Here is a 14,321-nt window from a genome sequence, read left to right as displayed (position 1 = left end):
ACGTCGTTCACCCGAGCGTGCGGATACGATCAGTGCAGGGAACCGGACTCTCGGTGGTGAACGACTCTCGGTGGTGCACATGGACAGCGACCTGGAATACCGGCGGATCGCTCGCCCCACGCAGCGGATCGTCACCGGCCGGGTCGTCCGGCTGCTCGACGGCTATCCCCGCGAGCTGAGGATCGGCCAGCCGGTGCTGGTCGCCGTGGTGACGGCGGCCAGCGTGATGGGCCTGCTGCTGCTGGCGTTGCGTTCCCTGCTGTCCAGCGGCGGCGGTGGGGCCCGGCGCAGCTGGAAGGAGCTGCGCAAGGGCCCGGAGTTCCTGGTCACCCCGCTGCGGCTGCGCGACGCCGCCGACCAGCTCTGCGAGGTGGAGCTGCACGGGCACCTGCCGCAGAGCGCCCTGCACCCGGCCGACTGGGTGCAGATCACCCTCCGGCCGCAGGACCCGGACCTGCCGCCCCGGGTGGAGCGGATCGTCAACCTCACCACCGGGCAACTGCTGCGCCCGCGCACCGCCACCCTGTGGAGCCATCTCGGCCCGCCGCTGCTGATCCAGGCCGTGCTGGGAGCGGTGCTGATCGCCGCGATCGCCGTCGCCGTCGTGCTCACCTGAGGGAACCCCCTGGCGGATTTCCACGCGGCGCGGGCGGCGCGCTACCGGCCGGCGCGCTACCGGCCGGCGCGGCCCGCCGTCCGGCCGCGGGCGAGGAATCGCTCCACCGTGGCCGCGAATGCCGACGGGTCGTCCACCCAGGGGAAGTGCCCCGCCCGTGGCTGCACCACCAGCTCGGCGTCGCCGAGCAGCGCGGCCAGCTCGCGTACCGCCGTGCGGGTCGGCCAGATGTCGTACTCACCGACCACCAGCAGCACCGGCGTCGGAAGCGCCGCGAGCCGCCCCGGCAGTGCCGGATCAGGGACGAAGCCGGCGTAGAAACCGTCCGTCGCGGGCGGGGCGAACTGGTCCGGCTCGGCGGACGCCTGCGCCCGCGCCGCGGCGTTCCACTCGCCGTACAGCAGCGGCGCGGACAGCCAGCGGTACCGCGCCAACTCCTGCGGCGTGCCGGCCTCGGCGTGCAGCGCGGCGACAGCCTCCGCGTGCCAGGGTTCGTGCGCCCGCAGGGCGAGCACCTCCGCAACCCCGAGGTCCGACTGGAGGTCGACCACCCGTAGCGACGGGTCGACCAGCACAAGGCTGTCGAGCCGGCGCGGATAAGTGGCAGCGTAGAGCAGGCAGACCCCGCCGCTGGCCGAGTGCCCGAACAGGTCCATCCGGTCCAGCCCGAGGTGACGGCGCAGCGCCTCGACGTCCTCGACGATCCGGTCGACGCGATAGGTCGCCGGATCGGCCGGCACGCCGGACCCGCCCGTGCCCCGGTTGTCGAGCAGGACCAGGGTCCGGTGCGCGCTGAGCCCGCCCAGCTCACCCAGATACTCGACGGCCTGCCCGGGGCCACCGGGGATGCAGACCAGCGGCGGACCTGAACCAACGAGCCGGTAGCCGAGGTCGGTGCCGTCCCAGGAGCGAAAGCGCTGCACGCCGCCGGATTCTGCCACGGACCGCGGAGCCCCGCGAACACGGCCGCCAGCCCGGAAGGCAATAGCGCAGGCGTGCGTACGGAAGCTCGGCTGCCCGGCCGCCTATTGACCATCCGGCGGCGGGGCGGTCCACCTGGAACACCCGGACCATGTCGGCGGGCCGCACGGTCAGCCGACCAGCGTTCGCTCCGGCCGCCGGTGATCGGCAGCATCGCATCCCCACCCCGGGCGCCCCAATGCCCGAAGACCAGGATCGCGAACGGCGGCATGTCGGGCCAGCACCACGACGCTGGGCACAACCGTCACCGGCTGCGCCCCCGCGCGCCTGCCATTTCACGTTAGTGGCCTCGCGCCCGCGTAAGGCCACTAATTCCGTGAAATAGTGTGACCTTGTGGGGCGCAGGGTCATTGCGTTGTCGCGGGTGCGGTCCCTGGTCGGCCCGGGGACCGTGGCGGTGGCGGAGTTGTGGGCGGGGCGGTCGATGGGGTGGGGCGGTGCCTTTGGAGCTGAGTCGTCCACGTCATCACCGCCGGTCGGGCCACCACCGTCGCGTCACCCACCACCGTCGCGTTACCCACCACCGTCGTGTTCCACCGCCGTCGCGTCGTCGCTTGCGGTCGCCGAGCGCGGCGGGCGTAGGTGATGTCGTATCCGACTCAGCTCCATAGGCGCCGGGAGGCACACCCGCCGTCGAGCGGCGCCCACGCCAGAACCCCCAGACCTCCTGATCGAAGCGCTCCCGCCCGACTTCGCAATCCCCCTGGGTCCACGTGGCCTTGGGGTCAGCGTGAGCCTGGGGAGGGCCGCAACGAGTCGCGGGGTTTCCGGCGGGGCGGGGGCGGGCAACGGGGTGCCATGTTCGAGGGATTCGCGTTGGAAGAGATCGACGTCGGAGAAGTCCGGCTGCGGGTGCGTCACGGCGGGTCAGGACCGCCGGTGGTGCTGCTGCACGGCCACCCCCGCACCCACGCGACGTGGCACCGGGTCGCGCCGCTGCTGGCCCGGGAGCACACCGTGATCTGCCCGGATCTGCGGGGCTACGGAGGCTCGTCGAAGCCGCCGAGCGACCCCGGCCACACCGCGTACGCCAAGCGGGCGATGGCCCGCGACGTGGTCGGCCTGCTTGACGCGCTCGGCCACGACCGCGCGGCGGTGATCGGGCACGACCGGGGCTGCTACGTGGCGATGCGCACGGCGCTGGACCACCCCGGCCGGGTGAGCCGGCTGGGGGTGCTCGACGGGGTGCCGATCGGCGAGGCCCTGGCCCGCGCCGACGCCCGGTTCGCGGCCCGCTGGTGGCACTGGTTCTTCCTCGGCCAGTCGGACAAGCCGGCGGAGCGGGTGATCACCGCCGACCCGGACGCCTGGTACGGCGGCTCGCCGGCCGTCATGGGCGCGGAGGCGTACGCCGACTACCACCGGGCGATCCACGACCCGGCGACGGTGCACGCGATGTGCGAGGACTATCGGGCCGGGCTCGGCCCGGACCGGGCGGCCGACGACGCCGACCGGGCCGCCGGGCGGCGGATCGCCTGCCCGGTGCTGTTCTGCTGGTCGGAGCGGGACGACATGGTCGACCTGTACGGCGACCCGGCGGCGATCTGGCGGGACTGGGCCGACGACGTACGGGTCGCCGCGATCGACTCGGGCCACCACATGGCCGAGGAGGCGCCGGAGCAACTCGCCGCCACGCTGGCCGCCTTTCTCACCGGCTGACAGGCACCGGGGCTGGTGAGCCGAGCCAGCGCGCCGGGGCCCCGTGGGTGTCGGCTGCGGTCAGCCGACCGGGGTCAGCGGGCGGTCCGGCTCGGGTGCGGTGCGCAGCATGCCCCGCCGGGCGGCCCAGCGCTCGAAGATCAGGGTCGCGAACGGCGGGACGGCGCAGGCCAGCGCCACGAGGGTGGGCCACAGCCGCCACCGGTGCAGCCAGGCCACGGCCAGCACCAGCAGGCCGTACACGACGAAGAGCCCGCCGTGGATCGGCCCGAAGATCTTCACCCCGATCTCGTTGTCCGGCGGCCCGTACTTGACGGCCATGCTGACCAGCAGGGCCAGCCAGGAGCAGGCCTCGGCGATCGCCGCCGCCACGAACAGTTTGGTGATCTTCTCGCGCATCGTCACTCCCCCACCGGTTGCCGGCCATGTTAACCAGCCCGGCCGGCCGATCCGGGTTGCGACGGGCGGACGCGACGGGGATCACGCGGGCCCCGGCTGGGTACGTGTAGGGACCTTCGGGTCTTCCCCGGCCCGCGCCGCCGTGCGAGGTTAGGGGGACCAACGGTGACAGGGCGGTGACGATGGGCGAGGACGTCGGTGTACGGACATTCAGCCGCGAGGACCGGGCACGCTATCGCGAGAAGGTGCGGCGGTGCCTGGACGTCTTCGCCGAGATGCTTCGGGAGTCCCGGTTCGACGTCGAGCGGCCGATGACCGGGGTGGAGATCGAGCTCAACCTGGTCGACGACGACTCGATGCCGGCGATGCGCAACGCCGACGTGTTGACCGCCATCGCGGACCCGAGCTTCCAGACCGAGCTTGGGCAGTTCAACATCGAGATCAACGTCGCGCCGCGCCGGCTGGCCGGCGCCGGCACCGCCGCGTTCGAGGACCACATCCGGGCCAGCCTGAACGCCGCCGAGACGAAGGCCCGTGGCATCGGCGCGCACATGGTGATGATCGGCATCCTGCCGACGCTGCGCCCGGAGCACCTGACCGCCGAGACGCTGTCGGCCAATCCGCGCTACAAGCTGCTCAACGAGCAGATCTTCGCCGCTCGCGGCGAGGACCTGAGGATCTCGATCAGCGGGGTCGAGCGGCTCGCGGTCACCGCCGACACCATCACCCCCGAGGCGGCCTGCACCAGCACCCAGTTCCACCTCCAGGTCAGCCCGGCCCAGTTCGCCGACTACTGGAACGCCGCCCAGGCGATCGCCGGCATCCAGGTGGCCCTCGGCGCGAACTCGCCGCTGTTCTTCGGCCGGGAGCTGTGGCGCGAGACCCGCATCCCGCTGTTCCAGCAGGCCACCGACACCCGGGCGGAGGAGATCAAGGCCCAGGGGGTACGCCCGAGGGTGTGGTTCGGCGAGCGGTGGATCACCACGGTGTTCGACCTTTTCGAGGAGAACGTCCGCTACTTCCCGGCGCTGCTGCCGGTGTGCGACCCGGAGGACCCGGCCGAGGCCCTCGCCTGCGGTGACGTGCCGAAGCTCGCCGAGCTGCGACTACACAACGGCACCGTCTACCGCTGGAACCGCCCGGTGTACGACGTGTTCAAGGGCCGCCCGCACCTGCGGGTGGAGAACCGGGTGCTGCCCGCCGGCCCGACTGTGCTGGACACCGTGGCCAACGGCGCGTTCTACTTCGGTCTGGTCCGGGCCCTCGCCGAGTCGGACCGGCCACTGTGGTCGCAGATGTCGTTCAGCGCCGCCGAGGAGAACTTCACCAGCGGTGCCCGGCACGGCATCGACGCCCAGGTGTTCTGGCCCGGTCTGGGGTACCTGCCCGTCACCGAGTTGGTGCTGCGCCGGCTGCTGCCGCTGGCCCACCACGGCCTGGACCGCTGGGGGCTGGACCCGGACGAGCGGGACCGGCTGCTCGGCATCATCGAGCAGCGCTGCCTGACCGGCCGTAACGGGGCCACCTGGCAGGTGGAGACGCTGCACCGGCTGGAGTCCGCCGACCACCTGGACCGGCCGGCGGCGCTTCGCGAGGTGGTCCGGCACTACGTGGACCTGATGCACAGCAACCGCCCGGTCCACGAGTGGCCCGTCCCCTGAACACCCGTGGCCCGGGCGGCTGCCCGTTCGATGGGGGTGAACGCCGCCGCCGACTCCGCGTGCTGGTTATATGGACGCAGCGTACACATTAGGGAGTGCACCATGAGCAGCCCCACCCGCGTCGCCGTCGTCACCGGTGGCTCCCGGGGTATCGGCCGGCAGGCCGCCCTGCGGCTGGCCACGGACGGGATCGCGGTCGCCGTCGGCTACGGCGGCAACCAGGCCCAGGCCGAGGCCGTGGTCGCGACGGTCACCGGGGCCGGCGGCCGGGCCATCGCGGTACGCGCCGACGTCGCCGACGAGACGGCGGTGGCCGCCCTGTTCGACGCCGCCGAGGCGTCCTTCGGCGGCGTCGACGTGGTCGTCCACGCGGCCGGCGTGATGACGCTCGCCCCGGTCGCCGAGTTCGACCTCGACGCGCTCGACCGGATGCACCGCACCAACGTGCGGGGCACCTTCGTGGTCAACCAGCAGGCCGCCCGCCGCCTGCGCCGGGGCGGGGCGATCATCAACTTCTCCACCTCGATCATCGGCCTGGCCCTGCCCGGGTACGCCGGCTACGCGGCGACCAAGGGGGCGGTCGAGGCGCTCACCCTGATCCTCGCCCGGGAGCTGCGTGGCCGGGACGTCACCGTCAACGCGGTGGCCCCCGGCCCGACCGCCACCGACCTGTTCCTCGACGGCAAGGACGAGGAGACCGTCGCCCGGATGGCCGCCCAGCCACCCTTGGAGCGGCTCGGCACCCCGGAGGACATCGCCGAGGTCGTGGCCTTCCTGGCCGGGCCGGGCCGGTGGGTGAACGGGCAGGTCGTCCGCGCCAACGGCGGCATCGCCTGAACCCGCCCGGCGGCGGCATCGCCTGAGCCCGCCCAACGGCGGCATCGCCTGAGCCCGCCCGGCGGCGGGCAGGACGCGGCGATCAGGCCGTCTCCTGCCGGACGCCGCGGCGCCAGACGGCCCGGATCCCGAGCGTGTCGGTGATGGTGGTGGTGGGGTCGCCGTCGACCAGCAGCAGGTCGGCGCGGGCACCGGGCGCCACCCGGCCACGGTCGGTCAGCCCGAACCGGCGGGCGGGCAGGGCGGTGGCCGCCCGCAGGGCCTGGACGGGGGTGAGCCCGGCCGCGACCAGCAGCCGCAGCTCGTGGTGCAGGCTCGCGCCGTGCGCGAGGCCGCCCAGGGACGGCACCGGCACCGACACGTCGGTGCCGGCCAGGACGTCGACGCCGGCCGCGTGCAGGGCGCCGACCGTGGCCAGCACGTCATCGAGCTTGCCCTGCGGGTACACGTCGAAGCTGCCGCACAGGGTGTCCAGCCACGGCTGACTCAGCTTCGACCGCACCCGCTCGTCGGCCGCCAGCTCCGCGCCGGTGCCGCCCATGATGGACGAGACCAGCACCAGGCAGGGGATGACGAACGCGCCGGCGTCGGCCAGCGCGGCGACCAGCTCCGGGGGGTGCGGGCGGTCGATGAACACGTGCGTGAACCCGTCCACCCCCGTCGCGATGCCCTGGGCGGTGGCCTCCGCCGTGAGGGCGTGTGCGAGCGCCATCCGGCCGTGCTCGTGCGCCGCGCGCACCCCGGCGGCGACCGTTTCCTCGCTCATCATCGGCAGCCCGGGGTGGCCCAGCACGCTCCCCTCTTCGATCATGATCTTGATGTAGTCGGAGCCGTCGGCGACCAGCGCCGCCACCGAAGCGGCCGCTTCCTCCGGGGTGCTGACGTCCGGCATCACGAGCGGCCCCTCGGACGGGTCGGGCAGCTCGACGCCCGGGGGCGGGCCGTCCCCGGGGAACAGCTCGGAGGGGTGGCCGCCGGGGGCGGTCAGCGCGAAGCCCGCGGAGCGCACGTCCGCCAGGTTGTCACTGTCGGCGACCTTCCCGCGCCGCACCGACGTGAATCGGCCCTGCATCTCCAGTTCGGTGGTGACCCCGAAGAGCAGCGCATCCCGCAGCCCGGCCGGGGAGGTGTGGACGTGGGAGTCGATGAGACCGGGCAGCAGGGTCGCGCCCCGGGCGTCGACGACGGTCGCGCCGTCGGGCACGGGCCCCCCGAGCGCCACGATCCGCTGCCCGTCGAGCACGACGGTGCGCTCCTCGATGACGCGTTCGCCGTCGAAGATCCGGGCGCCGGTGATGGCGGTGATCATGATCAGCTTCCTCTCCTTCGAGAGGGCTCACGACTCCTTAACGCCGTTAAGCCCCTAACGGCGTTAAGGATTACTTGAACGGTGTTAATCTGTCAAGCGTGACCTCCTCCTCCCCCGGCCGGGCGACCCGGCTCGACCGCCACCACGTGGTCCGCACCGCCCTGCGGCTGGTCGAGGAGGTGGGCCTGGACGGGCTGACGATGCGCCGGCTCGCGACCGAGCTCGACGTGAAGGCGCCCGCGCTGTACTGGCACTTCGCGAACAAGCAGGAGTTGCTCGACCACGTCGCGCACCTGATGACGCTGGACTGGCTCCGGGCGCTGCCCGAGGTCCCCGCCGGGGCGTGGGACGAGTGGATCACCACGCGCGCCCGCGACTACCGGCGGCTGCTGCTCTCTCGCCGCGACGGCGCCCGTCTGGTGGCCGGCACCCGGCCCCTGGCCGAGAGTTTCCCGCTGCTCGACGCCGCGGTCGGCACCTTCGCGCAGGTGGCGGACTGCCGCCCCGGCACGGCGCTGCGCTGCCTGGTCACCGTCAACACGTACGTGGCCGGCTTCGTCCTCGAGGAGCAGGGCGAACTGGACCGCGAGCCCGACCCGGCGGAGCAGCCCGGGGCGGACCCCGCCCGGCTGGCCCTGCTGCGATCGGGGCGCCCGGCCCCCCACCTCTCCGCCGCCATCGACGAGGTCGGCGCCTCCAGCGGTGAGGAGACCTTCGAGTACGGGCTGGGCCTCATCGTCGAGGGGGTTCGCGTCCGCCTGGCCTAGCTGGACGTCCGCAGACGCCGTCACCGCCGACCCGACCCTCGCCCAGCTCACGGCGAGCGATATCGGAACGCCTCAGAGCCGTACGTGGCGGGCCACCAACCCGGGCAATCCTATTGACAGTCGATAGGTTGCGAGCGATAGTCGATGCATGTTGGCAGAGCATCGAGCGGTGGGCCCGCTCAGAGTCTTTCTGGTGCTGCTGTTCGGGATCCTGGTCATGTTCCAGACCCTCTCGCTGCCCGGGCAGTTCGCGCACATGGCCAAGGAGTCCCCGGACCAGGCCTACCTCAGGTGGCCGATGACCGCCGTCACGGTGTTCTGGGTGCTGTGCATCCAGGTCGTGATCGTCTCCACCTGGAAGTTGCTCACCCTGGTCAAGCGCGACCGCATCTTCAGCGACGCCGCCCTGGCGTGGGTGGACGCGATCGTGTGGGCGATCGCCGCCGCCTGGGTGGTGCTGCTGGGCGTGTTCCTCTACTTCGGCATCAACGCCTCAGACCCCGGGCTGCCGGTCCTGCTGTTCCTGATGCTGGTGGGTGTCGCCGTGCTGGGGCTCCTGATGGTGGTGATGCGGGCTCTGCTGCGGCAGGCCACGACACTGCGCACCGACATGGAAGCGGTGATCTGATGCCCATCGTCGTCCGCATCGACGTCGAGCTGGCGAAACGCAAGATGAGCGTCGGTGAGTTCGCCGAGCGCGTCGGGCTCACACCGGCGAACGTGGCGGTGCTGAAGAACGGTCGCGCCAAGGCCGTCCGGTTCAGCACGCTGGAAGCCATGTGCCGGGTGCTCGACTGTCAGCCCGGTGACCTGCTCGAGTGGGTCGAGGAATGAGGAAACGATGAGGTATTTCGTCGCCGTCCTCGCCGTCGCGATCGGCGTCGCCGGCATCGTGTGCGGGGAGGCCGACGACTCGCCGGGCCTCCAACTCCTGGGCGTCGTGCTCATCGTCGGCGCGATCGTGTTCGTCGTGCGAACGGCCCGGCGCGGCGGGTAGCCGCACCACGGCCGGCCCTGTCGTCCCGTACCCTCGGCGTCCGGCATGCCCCGCGTCACGGTGGTGCTGGACGACGTCTCCGGGGAACGCGACGCTCAGCCCTCCCCCGCCGACGGGGCCTCGGGGTCGTCGATGACGGCGCCGGCGTGGAACACGACGCCACCGAGGACGTCCCGGACCCCGCGCCGACGGTCGAGCCGCGCCCCGGCGAAGGTGACGTCGCCGTGGAACGAGGCGCGCCCCTCGGGACCGCCGAGCCGAAAGGCGGCCCCGGCGAACGCGCTCGCGTCGAAGCGGGTGGCGCCGTGGAACTGGGCGCCCGTGAAGTCCGCGTGACCGACCTGGCACCCGCTGAGGTCGAGGTCGACCAGCGTCGCGCCGCACAGCGGCAGGTCCGTCTCCGGCCAGTGCCGTTCTCCCGCTCCACCCGCGCTGACGGGTGCCGGGCGCAGGCGCTCGGCGAGCAGCCCCTGGGCGTCGCGCCGCAGCCGGACCTCCCCGGCCTGGGCGGGGGTCAGCTCGCCGGTCACGTCGAACAGCAGTGGCACCCGCAGGTACGCGCACACGGCGTCGGCCACGCGCTGGCGCAGCTCCGGCCGCCCGTCACCGAGCTCGCCGAGGGCCCGCAGCCCCGCGCGGCGGACGTCGGGATCGCGGTCGGCGAGCTGACGGGAGTAGGGCGCGACCGAGCCGTCCGCGACGAGCACGCTCGTGCCGTCCGGCCCCGGCGCGGACGCCCAGCCGAGGGGCCAGCGCGCCGGCTCCTCGCCGGCCGTGCCGGCCCACCGGGCGCCGTCGAGGTCGATACTGGGCTGGTCGAGGTGCACCGGCCCGCCGAACCAGGCGTCCCGGAACGTCGCGTCCGCGCCGAACCGCGCCTTCCAGAACCAGGCGGGGCCGTCGAAGCGGACGCTCCGGAACGACACGGCCCCGCCGAACCGGGCCCCGTCGCCGCCCTCCTCCCAGCCCTGGTAGTCGCCCATCAGGACGGCGACGGGCCAGCCCGGGTCGTCCTCGTTCGGCTCGTCCCAGGGCGCGGGTCGGACGCCTTCGACGGCGTCCCAGGTTGGATCGTCCTCCCACAGTTCTTCCTCGCCCCGCCCGAACCAGGCCATCGCGGCGAAGCCGACCCGTTCGAAGCTGGCCGGACCCCGGAACCGGGCACGCCCGAACACGGCGTCGGCGGCGAACCGGGCGCCGTCGAACCGGGCCGGGCCGTGGAAGACGGCACGGGCGAAGACCGCGTCGCCGGTGAACCGGGCGTCGGCGAACGAGGTCGCCCCGAAGAACCGGGTGTCGGCGAACCGGGCCCCGGCCAGCTCGCAGCCGCCGAGATCGGCCTCCACGAGGATCGCACCGGACAGGTCCACGACGACACCCGGCGACGCCCCGCCCGCCCCCGCGTCCTCACTCGCCCCGGAGGCGGGGCGCAGCAACCCGACGAGCACCCGCAGGGCCTCCCGCCGCGGCTCGCCGTCCTCGCCGTCCGCAGCGCCCGCTCCGGCCACCGCAGTCGCGGCAGGGGGTGTACGCAGGTAGGCGCAGATCGCGTCGGCCGCGTCCTGGCGCAGCGCCGGGTCGGCCGCGCCGAACTCCGCCAGCCGCCGCAGGGCGCCCTCCCGCTCCGCGCCCCGCGCCTGCGTCACCTGCCGGACGGCGATCCGGAACGCCTCGACGCCTACCTGCCCGACCGGCACGTGCCCCTCCAGACCCGGTGCGGCAGCCCGTCCACCGGCAATCCCGCCAGGACCGTCCCCGACGTGCCGGCGAAGGATAGCGGCGGGCGGTGACAACATCCCGGCGTCGTGACGCCGGGTGCCCTCGCCGAGCAGGACCGGCGCGATGTGCAGGTCGATCTCGTCGATCAGTCCCAGTTCGAGGAGCTGACGGCCGATGCTCGGCGAGAACACCTCGAGGTTCTTGCCGCCGGCCGCCGCCAGCCCGATGGTGTCGGCGTGGTCGCCGGGTCAGGCCCACCAGCGTCGCCAGCCGCGCCACGCCGGCCGGCGCCGGGTGGGCCCACGCGACCTCGGCGGTCACCGTACGCGCGCCGGGCCGACACCGGGCCTCGATGCGGGCAAGGTATATGTCAATTGATCGATGACTTGTAGGGTGAGCCCGTCGTCACCTACCCCTGGAAGGGAAGTGGACATGCCCAGAATCACCGTTCGCGTCCTCGGCGCCCTCGGCGCGAGCGTGCTCGGCGCAACTCTCGGCCTTCTGGCGGTCGCCGCGCCTGCTCAGGCTGCGGCCCGCGACGGAATCTGCGACGCCGGCGAATTCTGCTACTACTACAACAGCGACAACGCGGGATCGATCTCCGATCACGCCGGATCACTGGCCGACTACGGCTCGACCCAGCCGAGCTGCTACGAGTTCAAGGGTGCCGGCAGCGGCCAGGGCCAGTGCGTCAAGAACAACGCCGCTTCCGTATGGAACCGCACCAGCAACACGGTGCGGGTCTACTACAACAGCGACTACAACGCCTCCTACGCCTACCAGAACTTCGCGCCCGGCGTGAAGGCGAACCTGAACGCCACGTTGAAGAACAACAACGCGTCCCACCAGCTGATCTCCGTCGGGACGAACTATCCGGCCAAGGACGACTACCCGTACAAGGGTGCGACCTCGGGCATCGACCCCTGGAACTTCTACAAGGGACAGTGCACCAGTTTCGCTGCCTGGGCGGTGCGGAGCCGGGTCGGCATACCCTTCCACAACCAGTACGCCGGCCAGGCGCAGTGGGGTAACGCCAACCAGTGGGTGGCCGCTGCCGGGCGCGCCGGGGTGCCGGTTTACAACAGCCCGAAGGCCGGTGACGTCGCGGTCCGCCTGGGCGGCACCTACGGTCACGTCGCCTTCGTCACCAGCGTGAACTCCAACGGCACCTTCGAGATCGACGAGTACAACTACGTCAGCGCGGACAAGTACAGCCACCGGACGGTGTCGGTGGGAACCGCCAACAACCAGTTCTCCAAGTTCATCCGCTTCAAGTGACCTTTTGCCTCAGCTGAGGGATGCGGGCACGCCGGCCCAACGAGGTGGGCGTGCCCGCATCGCAGGTGATCGCCGCCACGAATTGCGGATGCTCAAGATCGTGACCTGCCGTCCGCAGTAGCGAAATGAGGTTGTACGAGCGCCCGTGATCAGCTTGGGTCAGTCCTCGTGACTGCCCTGGATCAACTTGTGCGGCCGGATCGCTATCCCCGTTCATCCCGCTACGACCCGGCGTGGTTGCTCAGGCTCGACATGGGGCCGAACCCCCTGTGGCTGCTGGAGGACCTCGCTCGGGACCTTGATCTGCGCCCGGGGATGCGGGTGCTCGACCTCGGTTCCGGCAAGGGCGCGACGTCGGTGTTCCTCGCCCGCGAGTACGGCGTTCACATCGTCGCGGCCGACTGGTGGGTCGGCGCGGACGAGGCGGCGGCCGTCTTCGCCGAGGCCGGCGTCAGCGACCGGGTGGATGCGGTGCGGGCAGAGGCGCACGTCCTGCCCTTCGAGGAGGAGAGCTTCGATGCCATCGTGAGCGTCGACGCCTTCGAGTACTTCGGCACGGCCGACAGCTACCTGCCGTACCTGGTGCGGTTCCTGCGCCCGGGTGGACAGCTGGGTATGGCGACGCCCGCGATGACCCGGGAGATCCGCGAGCTCGGGGCCATCCCCGCGCACATCAAGAAGGTGGTCGGCTGGGAGGCGGTCGCCTGGCACACGGCGCAGTGGTGGCGCTTCCACTGGGAGATCACCGAACTGGTGACGGTCACGTCAGCGCGACTGCAACAGGACGGCTGGCGGGATTGGCTGCTGTGGACCCGGGCAGGTGCCGAGGCGCAGCCGGCTCGCCAGGCATCGCACCAGCCCGTGATCGACATGCTCACCGCAGACAACGGCGAGCTTCTCACGTTCGCGTTGGTGACCGCGCGCAAGAACTGAACCCGTTCCGAGCCGGGTGGGTCGGGCGGGGCCCTGGTGGCTGGCCGTAGGGGACGGGCCTCGCCCGCCAGGGCGGCTCGGTCACCGGGTGAGGCCGACGAGCGTCGCCAGGCGCGCCACGCCGGCCGGCACCGGGTGCGCCCGCGCGACCTCAGCGATCACCGTACGCGCCGCCGGCCGGCACCGGACCTCGGCCGGCGCGACACCGTCCGCGTCGACCAGCACCCGCCCGGCCCCGTCCAGGTCACCCACCTGCAAGTACGCCCGCGCGGCGTCCACCAGGTACCCGGCCCGATACTCGGCCGGCAACCGCCGCCACGCCTCCCTCGTACCACCTGCTCGTGCCGACCCACCGCCTCCCCGGCCTCCCCCAGCTCGACCGCCGCCACCACCCGGGCCAACTCGACGGCGACCGGCCCGAAGCTGGTCCGGTGCGGGTCGTCCCCGGCCCCGAGCGAGGCGGCCACCCCGGCGGCCCGGTCGGCCAGCTCCCCCGCCCGGCCGGCATCGCCGCAACCGGCGGCGGCCAGGACCCCCTGGATCAGCAGGGCCCCGTGCACCGTCGACGGCGCAAGGCGGCGCGCGGCGTCGCCCGTCACCGCCAGCGCCAACCGGTCGCGGCCCAGCGCCCGCAGCGCCTGCCCGACCGACACCGCCGCCGACGCCGTCAGCACCGGATCGCCGCCGGCCACGGCCACCGCGCGGTCGGCGGCCAGCCACCCCAGGTCGGCCTCGCCGAGCTTCACCAGCACCGAAGAGGTGATCCGGTACGCCTGCACCAGCAGCTCCGGCGCGTCCACGCGCAGGCCCCGGGCGGCATCCAGCAGCCCCGGCAGCAGCCGCACCAACTGGGCGTAGTACGCGTGCTGGTAGGTCAGCCAGGCGTGCTCCACGTGCCGGCCCGTCTCCGCCACCGACGCCGTCGCCCGGCGGATGTCGTAGCGGGCGAGGGCGGCGCGGACCTCGTCCACCCCGCCCAGCGGGCCGACACTCGTCGGCGGCGGGCGGTTCTCGCCGAGCAGCGCCAGCACATCGACTCGGAGCACCTCGGCGACCTCCTGGACGACCGGGTACCGGTCCAGCGAGCGGACGCCCCGCTCGACCTTGTCCACCCAACTCTTCGACCGGCCGAGCCGATCCGCGAGCATCTGCTGCGTCATCCGCC

General features: G+C 72.7%; 14 protein-coding genes and 1 pseudogene. 10 read left to right on the top strand and 5 right to left on the bottom strand.

The genetic code is table 11. The features are described from left to right. The first annotated feature begins 70 nt into the window (after positions 1-70). Entirely contained in the window at positions 71-616 is a 546-nt protein-coding gene (locus OG617_RS27585; protein WP_405095857.1) for a hypothetical protein, read from the top strand. A gap of 56 nt (positions 617-672) precedes the next feature. Here OG617_RS27585 and OG617_RS27580 read toward each other — a convergent pair whose 3' ends face one another. Next, positions 673-1,539, bottom strand: a complete 867-nt coding sequence (locus tag OG617_RS27580) for an alpha/beta fold hydrolase (RefSeq protein ID WP_405095856.1) — start codon at positions 1,537-1,539, stop codon at positions 673-675. A gap of 856 nt (positions 1,540-2,395) precedes the next feature. On the opposite strand from OG617_RS27580, the gene OG617_RS27575 reads away from it, so the two are divergent. Next, positions 2,396-3,256, top strand: coding sequence for an alpha/beta fold hydrolase (locus OG617_RS27575; RefSeq protein ID WP_405095855.1), 861 nt, complete (start codon positions 2,396-2,398; stop codon positions 3,254-3,256). 60 nt (positions 3,257-3,316) lie between these two features. Here the strand turns inward: OG617_RS27575 and OG617_RS27570 are convergent, their stop codons facing one another. Further along, positions 3,317-3,655, bottom strand: coding sequence for a DUF3817 domain-containing protein (locus OG617_RS27570; RefSeq protein ID WP_405095854.1), 339 nt, complete (start codon positions 3,653-3,655; stop codon positions 3,317-3,319). A gap of 182 nt (positions 3,656-3,837) precedes the next feature. On the opposite strand from OG617_RS27570, the gene OG617_RS27565 reads away from it, so the two are divergent. After that, on the top strand, positions 3,838-5,316 hold the full coding sequence (locus OG617_RS27565) for a glutamate--cysteine ligase (RefSeq protein WP_405103978.1): 1,479 nt from the start codon (positions 3,838-3,840) through the stop codon (positions 5,314-5,316). A gap of 102 nt (positions 5,317-5,418) precedes the next feature. Further along, positions 5,419-6,153, top strand: a complete 735-nt coding sequence (locus OG617_RS27560) for an SDR family oxidoreductase (protein WP_405095853.1) — start codon at positions 5,419-5,421, stop codon at positions 6,151-6,153. Between the two features lie 82 nt (positions 6,154-6,235). Here OG617_RS27560 and OG617_RS27555 read toward each other — a convergent pair whose 3' ends face one another. After that, complete coding sequence (locus OG617_RS27555; protein WP_405095852.1) at positions 6,236-7,462, bottom strand: amidohydrolase family protein; 1,227 nt, start codon at positions 7,460-7,462, stop codon at positions 6,236-6,238. Between the two features lie 98 nt (positions 7,463-7,560). Here OG617_RS27555 and OG617_RS27550 point away from each other — a divergent pair, with 98 nt between their 5' ends. From OG617_RS27550 to OG617_RS27535, 4 genes are all read left to right on the top strand, one after another. Continuing rightward, positions 7,561-8,229 (top strand): TetR/AcrR family transcriptional regulator C-terminal domain-containing protein, encoded by a 669-nt coding sequence (locus OG617_RS27550; protein ID WP_405095851.1) that lies wholly within the window; start codon positions 7,561-7,563, stop codon positions 8,227-8,229. 169 nt (positions 8,230-8,398) lie between these two features. Beyond that, the gene (locus tag OG617_RS27545) at positions 8,399-8,857 is read left to right on the top strand and encodes a DUF2975 domain-containing protein (RefSeq protein ID WP_405095850.1); all 459 of its coding nucleotides are present in this window, start codon (positions 8,399-8,401) and stop codon (positions 8,855-8,857) included. After that, on the top strand, positions 8,857-9,063 hold the full coding sequence (locus OG617_RS27540) for a helix-turn-helix transcriptional regulator (protein ID WP_091094605.1): 207 nt from the start codon (positions 8,857-8,859) through the stop codon (positions 9,061-9,063). The genes OG617_RS27545 and OG617_RS27540 overlap by 1 nt, the downstream gene beginning before the upstream one ends. A gap of 7 nt (positions 9,064-9,070) precedes the next feature. After that, complete coding sequence (locus OG617_RS27535) at positions 9,071-9,226, top strand: hypothetical protein (protein ID WP_405095849.1); 156 nt, start codon at positions 9,071-9,073, stop codon at positions 9,224-9,226. Between the two features lie 95 nt (positions 9,227-9,321). Here OG617_RS27535 and OG617_RS27530 read toward each other — a convergent pair whose 3' ends face one another. Next, complete coding sequence (locus OG617_RS27530; RefSeq protein WP_405095848.1) at positions 9,322-11,136, bottom strand: pentapeptide repeat-containing protein; 1,815 nt, start codon at positions 11,134-11,136, stop codon at positions 9,322-9,324. A gap of 241 nt (positions 11,137-11,377) precedes the next feature. Between OG617_RS27530 and OG617_RS27525 the strand changes: the two genes are divergently transcribed. Together OG617_RS27525 and OG617_RS27520 are read left to right on the top strand one after the other, a co-directional pair. Beyond that, entirely contained in the window at positions 11,378-12,223 is an 846-nt protein-coding gene (locus OG617_RS27525; RefSeq protein ID WP_405095847.1) for a CHAP domain-containing protein, read from the top strand. Positions 12,224-12,475: 252 nt separating this feature from the next. Beyond that, the gene (locus OG617_RS27520; protein ID WP_405095846.1) at positions 12,476-13,156 is read left to right on the top strand and encodes an SAM-dependent methyltransferase; all 681 of its coding nucleotides are present in this window, start codon (positions 12,476-12,478) and stop codon (positions 13,154-13,156) included. Between the two features lie 81 nt (positions 13,157-13,237). Here OG617_RS27520 and OG617_RS27515 read toward each other — a convergent pair. Next, positions 13,238-14,316: pseudogene (locus OG617_RS27515) on the bottom strand (helix-turn-helix domain-containing protein). Between the last annotated feature and the right edge of the window lie 5 nt (positions 14,317-14,321).

Source organism: Micromonospora sp. NBC_01412 (assembly GCF_045040215.1).
GTDB classification, from domain to species: Bacteria; Actinomycetota; Actinomycetes; order Mycobacteriales; family Micromonosporaceae; genus Micromonospora; species Micromonospora rubida.
Note: the sequence above shows the minus strand (reverse complement) of the source record. Positions and strands in the feature narration are given on the sequence as shown.

Bases quoted from the DNA above. Each gene is read 5' to 3' on its own strand.
- OG617_RS27540 (WP_091094605.1), top strand. From the start codon at position 8,857: ATGCCCATCGTCGTCCGCATCGACGTCGAGCTGGCGAAACGCAAGATG.
- OG617_RS27560 (WP_405095853.1), top strand. From the start codon at position 5,419: ATGAGCAGCCCCACCCGCGTCGCCGTCGTCACCGGTGGCTCCCGGGGT.
- OG617_RS27555 (WP_405095852.1), bottom strand. From the start codon at position 7,462: ATGATCACCGCCATCACCGGCGCCCGGATCTTCGACGGCGAACGCGTC.
- OG617_RS27565 (WP_405103978.1), top strand. From the start codon at position 3,838: ATGGGCGAGGACGTCGGTGTACGGACATTCAGCCGCGAGGACCGGGCA.
- OG617_RS27520 (WP_405095846.1), top strand. From the start codon at position 12,476: ATGGGGCCGAACCCCCTGTGGCTGCTGGAGGACCTCGCTCGGGACCTT.
- OG617_RS27570 (WP_405095854.1), bottom strand. From the start codon at position 3,655: ATGCGCGAGAAGATCACCAAACTGTTCGTGGCGGCGGCGATCGCCGAG.
- OG617_RS27525 (WP_405095847.1), top strand. From the start codon at position 11,378: ATGCCCAGAATCACCGTTCGCGTCCTCGGCGCCCTCGGCGCGAGCGTG.
- OG617_RS27535 (WP_405095849.1), top strand. From the start codon at position 9,071: ATGAGGTATTTCGTCGCCGTCCTCGCCGTCGCGATCGGCGTCGCCGGC.
- OG617_RS27575 (WP_405095855.1), top strand. From the start codon at position 2,396: ATGTTCGAGGGATTCGCGTTGGAAGAGATCGACGTCGGAGAAGTCCGG.